General features: G+C 31.8%; 14 protein-coding genes. 12 read left to right on the top strand and 2 right to left on the bottom strand.

The features are described from left to right. Position 1 precedes the first annotated feature (1 nt). The 6 genes from DW006_RS01175 to DW006_RS01150 all read left to right on the top strand — a co-directional run bounded on the left by DW006_RS01175 (position 2) and on the right by DW006_RS01150 (position 4560). Positions 2-286, top strand: a complete 285-nt coding sequence (locus DW006_RS01175; protein WP_117998664.1) for a hypothetical protein — start codon at positions 2-4, stop codon at positions 284-286. Positions 287-522: 236 nt separating this feature from the next. Further along, the gene (locus tag DW006_RS01170) at positions 523-1176 is read left to right on the top strand and encodes a response regulator transcription factor (protein WP_117998663.1); all 654 of its coding nucleotides are present in this window, start codon (positions 523-525) and stop codon (positions 1174-1176) included. Between the two features lie 54 nt (positions 1177-1230). Continuing rightward, a complete protein-coding gene (locus tag DW006_RS01165) occupies positions 1231-2634 on the top strand; it encodes a HAMP domain-containing sensor histidine kinase (protein WP_117998662.1) in 1404 nt (467 codons plus the stop codon). Further along, positions 2635-3369 carry a hypothetical protein gene (locus tag DW006_RS01160; RefSeq protein WP_117998661.1) on the top strand — a complete coding sequence of 245 codons (735 nt, stop codon included), beginning with the start codon at positions 2635-2637 and terminating at the stop codon, positions 3367-3369. A gap of 120 nt (positions 3370-3489) precedes the next feature. Continuing rightward, complete coding sequence (locus DW006_RS01155) at positions 3490-4296, top strand: M15 family metallopeptidase (RefSeq protein ID WP_158561033.1); 807 nt, start codon at positions 3490-3492, stop codon at positions 4294-4296. An 87-nt stretch (positions 4297-4383) separates the two neighbouring features. Further along, the gene (locus DW006_RS01150) at positions 4384-4560 is read left to right on the top strand and encodes a hypothetical protein (RefSeq protein ID WP_243002550.1); all 177 of its coding nucleotides are present in this window, start codon (positions 4384-4386) and stop codon (positions 4558-4560) included. A 328-nt stretch (positions 4561-4888) separates the two neighbouring features. Here the strand turns inward: DW006_RS01150 and DW006_RS01145 are convergent, their stop codons facing one another. Continuing rightward, positions 4889-5209, bottom strand: a complete 321-nt coding sequence (locus tag DW006_RS01145) for a helix-turn-helix transcriptional regulator (RefSeq protein ID WP_117998659.1) — start codon at positions 5207-5209, stop codon at positions 4889-4891. Positions 5210-5317: 108 nt separating this feature from the next. Here DW006_RS01145 and DW006_RS01140 point away from each other — a divergent pair, with 108 nt between their 5' ends. Then, on the top strand, positions 5318-6364 hold the full coding sequence (locus tag DW006_RS01140; RefSeq protein WP_117998658.1) for a hypothetical protein: 1047 nt from the start codon (positions 5318-5320) through the stop codon (positions 6362-6364). 77 nt (positions 6365-6441) lie between these two features. Here the strand turns inward: DW006_RS01140 and DW006_RS01135 are convergent, their stop codons facing one another. Next, positions 6442-7236, bottom strand: coding sequence for a polysaccharide deacetylase family protein (locus DW006_RS01135; protein WP_117998657.1), 795 nt, complete (start codon positions 7234-7236; stop codon positions 6442-6444). 121 nt (positions 7237-7357) lie between these two features. Here DW006_RS01135 and DW006_RS01130 point away from each other — a divergent pair, with 121 nt between their 5' ends. The 5 genes from DW006_RS01130 to DW006_RS01110 all read left to right on the top strand — a co-directional run bounded on the left by DW006_RS01130 (position 7358) and on the right by DW006_RS01110 (position 15018). Then, complete coding sequence (locus tag DW006_RS01130) at positions 7358-8716, top strand: MATE family efflux transporter (protein WP_243002549.1); 1359 nt, start codon at positions 7358-7360, stop codon at positions 8714-8716. 86 nt (positions 8717-8802) lie between these two features. After that, on the top strand, positions 8803-9732 hold the full coding sequence (locus tag DW006_RS01125) for a glycosyltransferase family 2 protein (protein WP_117998656.1): 930 nt from the start codon (positions 8803-8805) through the stop codon (positions 9730-9732). A gap of 41 nt (positions 9733-9773) precedes the next feature. After that, the gene (locus DW006_RS01120) at positions 9774-10265 is read left to right on the top strand and encodes a GtrA family protein (RefSeq protein ID WP_117998655.1); all 492 of its coding nucleotides are present in this window, start codon (positions 9774-9776) and stop codon (positions 10263-10265) included. A gap of 294 nt (positions 10266-10559) precedes the next feature. Beyond that, positions 10560-13211 carry a fibronectin type III domain-containing protein gene (locus DW006_RS01115; RefSeq protein ID WP_117998654.1) on the top strand — a complete coding sequence of 884 codons (2652 nt, stop codon included), beginning with the start codon at positions 10560-10562 and terminating at the stop codon, positions 13209-13211. 97 nt (positions 13212-13308) lie between these two features. After that, entirely contained in the window at positions 13309-15018 is a 1710-nt protein-coding gene (locus tag DW006_RS01110) for an InlB B-repeat-containing protein (protein ID WP_117998653.1), read from the top strand. Positions 15019-15204 lie beyond the last annotated feature (186 nt).

Here is a 15204-nt window from a genome sequence, read left to right as displayed (position 1 = left end):
AATGATTACAAAAATAGGTGTACCATTTAAAGGTTTAGCAGGAGACGGTTTTTCAGGAAGTTATAAGGGAATGAGATTTTTCATGAAGACCTATGACAAGGAAAATATAACTGTGTATGTTTATCCGGAACCTTACAGTTTTGAACATACTAAGGAAGAATTGAAAGAAACAATTACCTTTCCATATACTGAGGAAGGGGTAGATCAATGTATTAATTGGCTTAACGAAAAATATGAAAAAGACAAAGAAAAATGGGATGAAGCACTAAATTCCTCATGGGAATAAAAATAATAGAGTGTATAAAGCGTCATTGTAATTAGAAAAATTGTACTAACTGTACTAACAAACAATTTCAATGATGCTTTTTTGATGACATTTTGATGTAATATACAGGTGAAGGATACTAAGTTAAACGATAATTAAACAGGGTTAATTATATATAAGAAAAAACAGACTATAGAACATAGAGTAGACGGAATATAAATTAGAGAAGATATGTAAGACACATTGGAGGAGACAAATTGATAAACATATTAATTGTTGAAGATGACAAGGCAATTTCAAATTTAATTAAATTGACAGTTAAGAGAACAGGATTTTTTTGTGACACAGCATACGATGGAGAAGCTGCACTTGAAAAAATAAATGAGAAAAAATTTGATTTAATACTATTGGATATAATGTTGCCAAAAGTTAATGGCTTTGAAATCTTAGAGTATATAGAACCATTGAAAATACCGGTAATATTTTTAACAGCAAAAAATTCAGTTGAAGATAAGGTAAAAGGGCTTCGAATGGGAGCAGAAGACTATATTGTAAAACCTTTTGAACCTACGGAGTTGTTGGCACGTATTGATGTGGTTCTTAGAAGATATAAGAAAACAGAAGAAGTCATTACTATTGGCGGACTGACAATTAATCAGGTTTCAATGCAGGTGACAAGGGACAATAAAGAGATACTTTTAACACCAAAAGAATACAATATTTTACTTTTATTTATACATAACCCAAACGTGGCTTTGTATAGAGAAACAATTTATGAGCGTGTGTGGGGTGAGGAATTTGAATACGGAACCAAAACAGTTGACCTGCACATACAGCGTCTTAGAAAAAAGGTTGGCTGGGAAAAAATATTGAAAGCCGTAAATAAAGTTGGTTACAGGTTGGAAGTATAAGAATTTTTCGAAGTTTGAAATTCTTAAAATAAAATTAAGGAAAGTTGAGAAAATATGAAATTTAGAACCAAGGTAGTAGTTTATATGGTAAGTATGCTTGCAATTGTATTTGGAGCGGGCTCAAGTGTATTAATTTATAATTCATATAGTAGTGCATTGGATCGGGAAAAAATAAGTGCCAAGCAGTCTTATGATATGATGCTAAGCACACTAAAGGTTGTTAATAAAGCTAAAACATGGACAGATAGTGAAGATTTATCAACGGTAATTAAGGAAATGACAAGGCAGAAAAATGCTTCCTGGGTTGCCATTAGAGTAAGTAAAAAAAACAGGATATTATATAAGTCAGGAGAAAAAAAAGACTATCTTGTAAATATGCGGAAAAGTGTAAATGAGAAAACATGCAAGATAAAAGTATTATCACCGGACGAAACAAGTAGATATTTACAAATTTCAGGATCGTTGCAGGTAGGAGAAGAAGTTGCATATTTGGATATCCTATATGACGTTTCTTCTATATACAAAGAGAGAGAAGAATTAGTGCATATTTATTACGAAATATTTGCGTTATTGGTTGTTATATGCGGAATTGTGTCATATAGTAATTCGTTTTTAATGACAAGACCTTTAACAAAACTGGCAAGAACTTCAAAATTAATTGCAGCAGGTAGTTTGTCATCACGTTCGAAAGTAAAAACAAATGATGAAATTGGACAGTTATCAAAAGAATTTGATTGCATGGCTGATCAGTTAGAAAAAAATATTAATGACTTAAAAGAAACAATGGAGAGCCAAAATCAGTTTATTGGAAATTTTACCCATGAATTAAAAACACCGATGACATCAATTATTGGCTATGCTGACTTAATTAGAACTCAGTCTTTAGACGAACAGGAGCAGATTGAGGCGATAAATTATATTTATTCAGAGGGAAAAAGATTAGAAAGATTGTCTTTAAAATTGTTGGATATATTTGTTACAGATAATGCAGAAATTAACCTTACAGTAGCATCGCCAAAGAAAATCGTAGAAAGTGTTATTTCAAATTTACAAAATAATTATTTAAAAAAAGGAATTTCATTAAGTTGCAAATGTGAAGAAGGAACATGCATGTTAGAACCGGATTTAGTACGTTCCCTTGTTATTAATTTAATAGATAATGGACGAAAGGCAATGACAAACGGTGGACATATTTATGTTCAGACAACAATGACAGATAAGGGCTGTATTATACAGGTAAAAGATAATGGAAGAGGAATGCCCAAAGATGCCATTGCCCATATAACAGAGGCATTCTATCGCGTGGATAAATCCCGCTCAAGACAGCAGGGAGGAGCAGGATTAGGACTTGCCTTATGCGAAAACATTATAAAACTTCATAATGGAAATATTAATTTCAAAAGTAAAGAAAATGTAGGAACAATAGTTAATGTAGAGTTGAAAGGAGGAAGAGAATAGATGAAAAACAAAATAGCGGTTATTGCGTTGTTAATGGTATCTGTTACAATTGGGACTCTTTTTCCAAAAATAGTATTAACATATCAGGATAAAAATTTACAAAATAAAACTTTTACATATGATATTGACCAAAAGGATTTTAAAACAGAAAATAAAATTTTAAATACTTTAGATGCATATACAAGTGGTAATTTTTATAAGGCAAAGGACTCCATTAAGGATACAAAATTAAGTAGGGATGAGGTATTAAAATCCATTAAGAAATTTTACAGTATTTTAAATAAATATGCAGAGTATCAGGTGGACTACGAAAAAATTATAAATTACAAGGAATCTGCAAGTTTGTATTTATCAGAAAGTATTATAAGTTCTATGAGTACGGTGGCGGATGATGAATCTCTGGCAAAAAAATATAAAATTTGGACCTGCTCTTTTGAAACAGAAAGTGGTTTTAAAATTGAATTAAAATTAGATGATGAAAGTGGAAAAGTAATATCGTTCTATATGTATAAACAAAAATTAAGAGTGAGCTTGTTTGATTTTGAAAAAGTAAATAAAATGAAAAAATTTTTTGAAGAATATTACGAAGTAAGTGCACAAATTGAAACTGTAGATAAACAGAATTTTGACATAACTTTGTACGACAAAGATTCTAAAGAAAAAGCAAAGGGGAGCATTGTTGTTGGAGAGGCTACCAATAGCGGAACGTATTTCAATAATTATCTGGTGGATTAAAATGATGCCAAAATGATGCCAAAATGTAGCAGTTTATGTGAAACACCTTGCTATTATTACAATAGTTAAGTTAAAAAAATTTAACTAATGACTTTTTGTGATTATAGGGAGGTGTTTTTTATGTACCAAAGTGAAGGAACAGGCAGAGAAAGGAAAGGTGAAATTTCTCAGAGGCGCAAACAAAATGAGATAATAATTATAACAATATTAGCCGTAATTATGACTGCCGTTATGTTTGCAAATATTTTGGAGAATCCTAAAATAAGCGACCAAAGTGCTAACGAAAAAGAAAAAATGGAAAAAATAAGTAATAAAACAAAAACAGACGGAATAAATAATAAAAAAAATAAAGAGAAAAGAATGATTAATAAAAACGACTGGATGCTTGTTTTAGTGAATGGAAAACATAAAATAAAGGAAAACTATGATATTACCGTAACACCTGTTGGGTATACTCAGGCAATTGATGAGAGATGCTATGACAATCTTAAGAATATGATTAATGATTGCAGGAATGCAGGGTATAATCCGGTAATATGCTCCTCCTACAGAAGTCATGAAAAGCAGGTTCTTTTGTTTGAAAACAAAATCAAAGATTTTATCGGGCAAGGCTATACAAGAAAAGAGGCAAAGAAAAAAGCAGGAACAGTTGTGGCGCTTCCCGGAACAAGTGAGCATGAAATAGGTCTTGCAGTTGATATTGTAGATGTGAAGTATCAGCTACTTGAAGAGAATCAGGAGAAAACTGAAACACAAAAATGGTTAATGAAAAACTGTTGGAAATACGGCTTTATTCTCAGATATCCAAAAGATAAACAGGAAATAACCGGGGTAATTTACGAACCATGGCATTACAGGTTTGTAGGAAAAGAAAATGCAAAAATGATAATGAAAAACAATCTGTGTCTGGAGGAATATTTGGAATAAAAATTCAAAATCTGATATTGTACAATTATTTATAATTAGTATATTATAAAAGAAAAGAGTAAAAGTAATCAGAAGGGAGCGATTTATGTGAATAAAAAAGTATTAGAAATAAATAGTTTATTAGATACATTGCAGGATGAAGATTATAATACAGTAATAAGTTTCATAAAATTTCTTTCTGATTTTAGAAAAAAAGAAGAAGCAGAAAAGAGTGGAGATACATTAAAAAAATACAAAAAATGTTTGTTGATGACAAGGGAGTGAGTTCGGAGAAAAGTATGATTGAGGATATGGCTAAATTCAGAAGGGAAAGATTAGGATTATGAAAATAATGCTTGATACAAATGTATTGAGATACTTTAGTATTTTTACCATTTATGTTCTATGAGTATTTAAATAAAAGATTGATTGAATAAGGCATACTGTATTGAATGTAAGTGCAGTATGTCTTTTATAATGATTATTATGTATTAATTAGTAATTGGGAGGCAGGAGTTATTTTCCTGTCTCCTATTTTATTGAAAATTTGATGGATAAAGATGATAAAAGATATTTACCTTTATAAAACAGGGGATGAAGGATTATCGAAATATTATTGTAGTATTTGCACTATTTTTAATATACGTTCTTTGGTATCAGGAGTACATTTTTGAAGCTCTAATAATATAGCGTTATCTACAGCAGAAGGAGTGTTACTATATTCATTATTAAGAACATAATCAACGGTAGTGCCTAATACATTACATACATTAATAAGAGTGGTAAGGGAAATCTTAACCTTGCCATTTTCTATGTTGCTTATGTGGCTGGTATTTACTTTAACAGAAGTTGCAACAAATTCTTGAGTAAAGCCCTTGCTTATTCGTATTTCTTTTAATTTCTTACCAATAGAATCGAAATCAACATCCTTCATAAAATCACCTCAAATTATATATTGAGTCAATTGTAATATTTTTATAGCTGTAGTATAATAATCTATAACTATAAAAAGTATAGTTACAGACAAAAAAGGAGGAAACTTATGAAGAGAAACAAAAGAATTATTACGTTAGTAATGATAATATTGGTGTGTGGTTTGTTAAGTGGTTGTCAAAAAAATGGTCAAAGTTCTAAAGACACAAAGAAGCAAAATATTAGCACGGAGAAACAGAAAGAAAGTTCACAAATTGAAGAAACAACTCAAAATGAAAATATTAGGGAAGGTGAAGCGAAAGATGACAATGATTTAACAGGCACATATGTTGATGAAGAATCAGGTGAAACGCTTAAAGTAGTAGTTAAAGATGGAAAAGCTTCATTTTGTCTTTATTCAAAAGAGGGAGAGGAATATTCTGATTTTAAAGAAAAGGACAGAGAAATAAAAGACAATTATATAGATGGCGAAATGTCATATGTATCAAAAAATATGGATGGTTCATTAGCAATTTCATCTGGTTCAGGTGGGTCATGGGGTAAATTTATAAAAACAGAGAAAGTGGCTACCATTGATTTTACAAATTTTAATTCGTCAAGTAGATTGGAAACAGAAACATATCAGGAAAGCGATGGAATTAAAATAGATAAAGATAAAATAAATAATAAAGTTTTAAAATTTAAAAATGATGATGGAAAGCTATGTTTTACATATTTTGATGATGATGGTTCATATTTTGATGAGATAGTTTCAGGAGCATGGTATGACGAAAACGGATCGCCTTTAGCTAAAATGCCACCATTAGATCTTTGGAGAAAAGGACATATTTGGACTGGAGATTTAAATGATTTTCATTTTGTTAATTCGAAAAGATTTACAATGGATCAGTTAAAAAGGTCAAATCCGTCAGATGATATGTCTGGAGATTTGTATGCAATTATTCTGAAAGATATTACTAAAGAACAGGGCGATGATAATATGATTTACTATGGTGAAGATTACTACACAGGAGAAGAGGTAATGTTTAGAGGTAATTACAGCAAAATATTGAATGGTGACAATGTTTTAATAATAGGACAATTTATAGGATTAACAGAAGATGATAATCCAGAATTAGATGTATGGCGTGCAGAACTTTGTAATGGTAGATTCTAAAATTACAATGTTATAGTTATTTTTAAGGTGTTCCTTATAAGTTTTATACCTGGGAACACCTTAAATTTTGAACATTTCTATTTCTTATCACTTACCTGACTGCCGTCATGTTCTATATGGAAATTATCTTTATAAATCAACTTGGAAATAGGTACGATTTCGTAGCCTTTTTCTTTTAGCCCTTCAATAACCTTCGGTAGTGCCTGGGCGGTATATTTGGCACCATTATGCATCAGGATAATAGAGCCATTCTTTAAGTCCTTGTGATTTAGGACAGTGTTTACAATAGAGTCTACACCGTAATTTTTCCAGTCAAGGCTGTCAACATTCCATTGAATTGTATAGTAGCCACAGTTTTTTGCCTGAATAATCAAATTGTTGTCATAGTCTCCGTAAGGTGGACGGAAAAGGCACATAGTAGTACCTGTAAGTTTTTTTACTTTATCAGTTACTTTGGTTAATTCATTACACATTTCGGAAGTGCTAAGTGTAGGCATATGTTTATGGTTTTCACTGTGATTACCCAAATCGTGCCCGGCTTTCTTTATGGCCTTTACGTCATCAGGATAGCTTTCAACCCAACCACCGGTCATAAAGAAAGTTACATTGATTTTGTACTTTTTTAGAATATCAAGTATTTTTCGTGTGTCTTCATTTCCCCAAGCTGCATCAAATGAAAGCGCAACCTGTTTTTTATTAGTTTGGACATTATAGATTGGAAGCTCTTTGGTTGTATTAGAGGCGGTTATTGCATTAAAGCCGTCCTTAAACAGATTTTCCTGATAGTAGTATGTAAGACCAACGACTGCAATTAGAACGCAAAGCCATAAAATACTTCGCTTTAATAAGGAAACTTGTTGTGAATTAGACATAACAATTCTCCAAAAACTTATTACTATAGTTTATGCATAAATCAAGGGAATATGAGTGCCTCTTGACAGGGATGCTATAATGTTATAGGAAAAATTAGCATAGAGAAAAATGAGGTTTAGAATGAATAGAAGAGTAAAACAAAAGAAGTCAAAGCAGGTGGACATGTTACGCGGTTCCCTTGCAGATAAAATTATATTATTTGCACTTCCTTTGGCGGCAAGTAGTATTTTGCAACAGTTGTTTAACTCAGCAGATGTTGCTGTTGCAGGAAGATTTGCAGGTAGCGAGGCTTTGGCAGCCGTTGGTGGCAACAGTCCGGTTATTAACCTAATAGTTAATTTGTTTGTAGGATTTTCCATTGGGGCTAATGTTGTTATTGCCAGTGCAATAGGACAGGGTAATAAGAAAAAAGCAAACGGAGCAGTACATACGGTAATTTCATTAGCAATTATTTGTGGTATAGCTTTAATATTCATAGGGAATGCAGTGGCAGCACCAATATTAAGTATGATGGACACTCCTGATAATGTATTACCTTTGGCGGTGGAATATCTTAGAATTTATTTTTGTGGCATGCCGTTTTTTATGGTTTATAATTTTGGTTCTGCTGTGCTTCGAAGTATTGGTGATACAAAAAAGCCATTATATTGTCTTTTAGTATCAGGTGTTATAAATGTTGCCCTTAATTTGTTTTTGGTAATTGTGTGCGACCTTGGAGTTGCAGGTGTGGCAATTGCCACAGTTACGGCAAATGCAATAAGTGCATCAATGATTATTTTCTTCTTAATTCATGCAGATGAAACAATCAGACTGGATATAAAGAAATTATCACTTAACAAAGATGAGGTAATCAATATAGTAAAAATTGGGGCACCGGCAGGGCTTCAGGGAATGGTATTCTCATTGTCAAATGTTTGTATTCAGGCTGGAATTAACAGTTTTGGGACAGCAGGAATTGCAGGTTCTGCGGCTGCAGTAAATTATGAATTTTTTACTTATTTTGTGACGAGTGCTTTCACACAGGCGTGTATAACATTTACAAGTCAGAATTATGGGGCAAAGCAATATGACAGATGCAAAAAAATATTGAGAGTAAGCCTTGTACTTGCTATGGTATGCACAGCCTGCATGAGTATTGTCTTTGTTCTCGGAAAAGAATTTTTCATTGGCATATACACAACAGATAAAGATGCAATGGTGTATGGTGTGGCGAGATTAATAAGAGTAGGTCTTTTAACAGCTTTGCCACCATTATATGAGGTGACAGGTGGTGCTTTAAGAGGTATAGGTCACTCCATGACACCAGCTGTGCTTACAGTTTTTGGCTCATGTGTGTTAAGAATTGTGTGGATAAATACAATATTCAAAATGTTTAGTTCATTTGAAATATTAATGGCAGTTTATCCGTTTACATGGGTAGTGACAAGCCTGTTGGTAATAGGAACGTATTTTATTATTCGGAAAAAAGAGTATGTGTAAAAATAGGGTTTTAATATGTACAGAGCAATTTTAGTGTGTTATACTTGTACAGGTTTTGAGTATAGGAACAGGAGTAAGAGTAACCAATGAAAAAAGAAGGTTTATTATCTATTATTTTACCTGCGTTTAACGAGGAAAAAATAATAAAAAAAGCTGCAAATGTTATAGGTTCTATTTTAAATGGAGCATCTATTCCATACGAAATTATTTTTGTGGACGATGGTTCAAAGGATGATACATGGAATCAGATTGAAGCAGTATCAAAAGAAGATGAGCATATTGTTGGAATTCATTTTTCAAGAAATTTTGGAAAGGAATCAGCGCTTTTTGCAGGACTTGCTAATGCTAATGGCGACTGTTGTGCAGTTATGGATTGTGATTTACAGCATCCACCAGAGGTTTTAGTGGAGATGTATAGACTTTGGCAGCAGGGCTACGAAGTTGTTGAAGGTGTTAAGCATAGCAGAGGTAAGGAAAGTTTCTTACATAAGATGAGCGCAGGCTTGTTCTACAAATTAATTTCTAAGGCTGTTAAGATTGATATGTCAAGAGCCTCTGATTTTAAATTGATGGATAGACAAGCAGTAGAATCACTTCTGAATATGCCTGAAAAAAATGCTTTCTTTAGAGCATTGTCATCATGGATTGGGTACAAGACAACAAGTGTTGAATTTGATGTAAGAGAGCGTGAAGAAGGCGAGTCAAAATGGTCAACATGGTCATTGGTAAAGTATGCAATTACAAATATAGTTGCATTTTCAGCAGCACCAATGCAGATTGTAACAATTCTTGGAGTGATAGTTTTTATTTTGGCAGTTATTTTGGGAATACAGACAATTGTAAAATTCTGTATGGGACATGCAGTTGCAGGCTTTACAACAGTTATACTTTTGGTGTTGATGATAGGTAGTATCATAATGATGAGTTTAGGAATCATCGGCTACTATATTGCAAAGATTTACGAGGAAGTAAAGGGAAGACCTCGTTATTTAATATCAAAAAAAGTTGGAAAATAGTTAGTGGGGGTGTAATAAACTATATACTTGGGAGAAATTTAATGGAATCATTAATAAAATTATTTAATAAATACAAAGAGATAATAATGTATCTTATAATGGGCGGTGCTACAACAGTAGTCAACTGGGTTACATATAGCGTAATGATTACGATTTGCCATCCGGGACAAAGCCTGTCAGGACTTTTGAAAATATCAGCAAACACAATAGATGTATTTATTGCAAATATTGTAGCGTGGACAGTTGCTGTAATATTTGCTTATATTACAAATAAAATATGGGTATTTAGAAGTTATTCCTGGAAGTTTAAATTTGTTATGAAAGAACTTGGTTTGTTTTTATCAGCCAGAATTCTAACAGGTTTAATAGAAATTTTCGGCGTTCCGTTCCTTGTGGACCATGGATTTGATCAGGCAATCTTCGGCTTACGAGGCAGTGTTTGTAAGATAGCAATGTCATTCTTTGTAGTTTTACTAAACTACGTATTTAGCAAGCTGGTTATTTTCAAAAAAGACAAGAGTGAAGAAGAATAGAGCAAAAATCAACGTTTGTGTCATTTTTTTCAATGCTTGTGCAAAAAGTATTGAAAAATATAAATTAAAAATAGTAACAAAACATTCTTTATTGAACGAAAGCTTCAGTGAAGAATGTTTTCTTTTGAAAATTATTCAAGAATTTTCAAAAGAAATCTTTTATAAACACTTTGGGATAATAACTAGAGAGTGTTTCTATAATATGATAAAATAATAATGATATATAAATATCTATAACAAAATGGATAAATTTCACAACAATAAGTGGAAGGGAACAAAGGAAAGGAAGAAACAATGGTAAAAAAATTAGGAAGCGCAAAAAAAGTATTAGCATTGACTTTGTCTGCAACAATGGCTTTAAGTATGTTACCTATTCAGGGGACAAAAGTATCGGCAGATACACAGAATAGTGCCTATGAAATAGTTATGGAGCCACAACTAGAGTATGATTATGTTTATGGCTATGAAGGGAATTATATTAAAGTAGCTAACAAAGGGAAAAACGCTGATAATAGAGAAGTTGGCTTATGGGGACTTACAGACAAAAATGGAAATGAAATAGTTTCATGCAATTATACTGAGTTAAATGTGTTAGATGACAAAAATATTTTAGTTTCAGATATTGATAATAACTGGAAAATGTTAGATGAAAAAGGCCAGGTCAAAAAAGAATTTGTAGGTTATAGTTCAATATGGCAAGAAGAAAGTGGAAAATTACATGCAAATTGGGAAAAAAATGGAGAGAACGGATATGACATTATAGACTATGATGGAAATATTCTTAAAAAGGACGATTCAGATGATATTGAGTATACAGGTACAACTCAGTATGATGAAGTGGAGTATATGGGTGATGGAAAACATTTCTTTGTTTATAATAAGATAAAAAGTAATCAAAGTAATGACGAAAATACCGATGAGTCAGATGATGATAATTATACAATAGAAGGCTATGAAGGTTGGCTTGTTGAAGCTGACGGTACAGTAGTTAAAGAATTAGGTAAATTTAACTATTATAATGTTTGGACAAATGTAATTCAAATTGAAAATAATGACAATAGTGCTTGGGGAGATACCTATGTAAACATGGAAGGTAAAACTTATACTGTTGATGAGAGCAAACATAACATAACATCCATGTGGACTTCTGATAAAGAGGCTATGTTTTACACAGACCAGGGGTATGTTAAAGTTGAATTCCCTTCATTAGAAGAAACAGAAGTCAAATTTTCATTTGAAATAGCAACTTCATTTGAGTGGGATAAAAATACTATTTGTTTACAAAAAAAAGATGATGAAAAATGGTATCTTTATAACTATGGTGGAAGTTTAGTTAAAGAACTTAAATTGCCGGAAAACGCTGAACCAGAAAATAAGGTAGGAGACGATAGAATTTGGGCAGTCGCCTATGAAAATGATGAAAGAATTACATATTTACTTGATAGTGATGGGAATATTATAAAATCATATGATTTTATGAATTCAGGAGATATTAATCATTACATATATAATTATGATGAAGCCAGTTTAATAAAAATTATATATGGCAGAAAAAATGATGAAAATTATGAGTCAGATGACCAAATGCTTATTGATGCAAGAACCGGCGAAATTATATGTGATGATGGAACAGAAATTCATATAGATGAAGAGAATGATGAAGATGGAAAGTTGTTATATACATTTGTTTATACAGATAAAACAAGCTTTCTGTATAGAGATGGTAAAAAAATAACATTTGGTAACAATAACGATGCCAGTGATGACGTTAGTGATGATAGCTCACGTTTATATTTAAGCGAATATGATACTGATAATGAATTAATAATAATTAAGAAACTAATAGACAATGATGGAGTAACTGATTGGAGATATAATATCTATGATTTAGATGGTAAGTTATTAGCAGGTGATGTTCAGGACTACAACAGATTATCAGGAATTCTTGTAGTTGAGCAGAACGACAATTGGTCAATATTGGACAACAAAGGAAACACTATCAAAAGTAATATTGGAAAATATACTAATGTATGGCAATTAAGTGACAGTACATTCTGTGCTGAAAATCTTAATTCAAATGAGAAAGCAGTTAAGATTTTCTCTCAAACAGGAGATGTACTTGCAAGCGGTGTTGAAGAAGTATATGTATATAACGGTTTAGCTATTATGGATGATAATTCTTTATGGACAATTTACAATGAAAATGGTAAGAAAATAAAGGAATTAGGAAAGTACAAGGTAGTAGCAAGTGTAGGGGAAGATGTGATAATTGCGGCGGACTCGGAAACTGGTGAAGACAGTTTCTTGAGATATAAATATGAGAACCCGGCAATATTTGATAGAGATGGAAAATTATTAGTTGAGCAGGGAAAAATAGAAGATATTGGTATATATTTTGATAACGTTATACCTGTAAAAGTTAATGGAAAGTGGGGCTTTTATAAATTAAATATAAAGAGCAACACTGGAGACGAAGAAACAACAACATCTGATAAGGATAATAGTGAAACAACAGGTAATAACCAGACAACAGGAAGTCAGGAAACAACAAAGAACAACCAGACTACAGCAACTAGTCAGGAAACATCTAAGAACAACCAGACTACAACAAAGAATAACCAGACTATAACAACTAAGAAAAAGGTTACAACAAAAGCCAATGTTCCTGATAATACAAAGATCGCAAAAACTGTAAAAGGCAAAAAGAAAGTTTCTCTACAGTTTAAGAAGGTTAAAGGTGCCAAAGGATATTTAGTTCAGTATTCACTTAAGAGAAACTTTAAGAGTGCTAAGAGCAAATATGTAAAGAGCAATAAGGTGACAATTAAGAAATTAAAGGCAAAGAAAACTTACTATTTCAGAGTAAAGGCATATAAACTTCAAGGAAAACAGAAAGTTTTCTCATCAAAATGGAGTGGAGCAAAAAAAGTAAAAATAAAAAAATAGCTTAGTAAGATTATGCCTAGGGTGTCACCCTAAAATCTTATTATTAAAATAACCTCCGCTCTGTCAGTTGGCAGAGCGGTTTTTGAAAGGAAGAAAAATGAGTGAAAAACGAATAGTTGGTAACGAAGTTAAAAATAGAATGGTATTTTATATTGTAATGGTATTAACTTTGGTTTTGGCATTAGGTTTTAGTAATGCTGTTTCAGCAAAAACAAAGGTCAAAACCTACAAGATTACATATGTTTTAAAAGGCGGAACCAATAATAAGAAGAATACTAAAAAATATAAATCAACTAAAAATACAAAATTATATTCGCCTAAAAGAAAAGGCTATACTTTTAAGGGATGGTATAAGGACAAAAATTATACAAAGCGTATTAGAAAAATAAAAAAAGGTTCTAAGGGAAACAAACGGATTTATGCTTTATGGAAGGCTGTCAAATACAAACTTTCATACACTTCTAATGGTGGTGTAAATGATTATAGAAATAAGAAGAAATATACTTGCGAGAGGAGTGTAAAATTATATCCGGCAACAAAGGAGAATTATACTTTTGTAGGCTGGTACAAGGATAAAAAGTTAACTAAAAAAGTTAAAAAGCTAAAAAAAGGCACAAGAGGTAACATAAGACTATACGCAAAGTGGCAATTAGAAGCTTTGAATATTAACAGGGAAGGCGCTAGTGACATGATTTGGAGCTGGTGGTCTTATCCACAAGTTATATCCTACAATAATTTGCAGGACAATGTATATTGGGGCTTTACTACAAGCGAAGGCTATAGCGGAGTAGCTGAATATAATAATGTAAGTCATAAAACCACAAAGACTTTACTTAAAAAAGTTTCGGAAGTTGATGACCATAATGGAGTGGCGGTTACTGTTATGAATGACGGTCGAATTATGTGTGTATATTCAGGTGGACATAATGATGACAATGAGATACATGTGAGAATATCAAATGAACAGGAGAATATAGACAAATTTGACACAGATGTGGTTCTTAGATCATCAGGTAAAACCTGTTATAGTCAGATAATTAAATATCGAAATAAATACTATATTTTCTATAGAGTAAATAACAAAAGCTGGGCTTACCGTTATTCATCTAATGGAACAAAATGGAGTGCAGAAAAAATAATAATAACAGCAAAAATGCAGTATTATTGTAAATTTATGCCTACAACAACAAATGGTGTTATTAGAATTTGTATGACATCTAATCCTGATGCAGAAGATGCAAATATTAGAATGGGATTTATGAATTTGGATACAAATGAAATATATAATTCTGATAATAAAACATTGTTAGGAAAAGCAAATGTTCTTTCAGACCAGTTTGATATTATAGTAAGTAAGCCTTTAGGTCAGTCTCAACGTTTATTAGATGTTGCGGTAACAGAACCTGAAAAGCCTATGATATTGTATGCTACTTTTAAATATGACTTTGCAACAAAGAATTCGGTCTATAATCTATATGACACAGATAAATCCTTGGAAATATGCAACGGTGGAAATCCATTGTGGAATCCTAAGTACCAATTGGGGGCATCCTTTATAGGAGATAACAGGATAGTTTTAGGCAGGGAAGAAAATGGATTTGATAAAATAGAAATTTACAATTATGATGAGGAAGAAATTCAGTTAAACAAGGAATTTTTTTCTGAATTAATAGGAAATTCATTTGTTAGAAATGCCAGACCAATTGTAGATATAAACCAAGAAGTATTCTTATGGCATAGAGGATTTTACAATCCAAACATGTACACAAATTTCTTTACGGAAGCAAAAATATACGATTTACAATAAAAACAATTCTAAAAAATCAACATTTGTGTCATTTTTTTCAACGTTTGTGCATAAACTATTGACATTTTAAAATTAAAAAAATGAACTGGTATTGAAATGTTTTTTTTCAATATTGGTTCTTTTTTATTACATTATCACGTGCAATGCCAGTGAACTTAACAAGAATATATTCACATAAAGTTTGTG

Source organism: Eubacterium sp. AF36-5BH (assembly GCF_003460505.1).
Taxonomy (GTDB): Bacteria; Bacillota; Clostridia; order Lachnospirales; family Lachnospiraceae; genus Eubacterium_G.
Note: the sequence above shows the minus strand (reverse complement) of the source record. Positions and strands in the feature narration are given on the sequence as shown.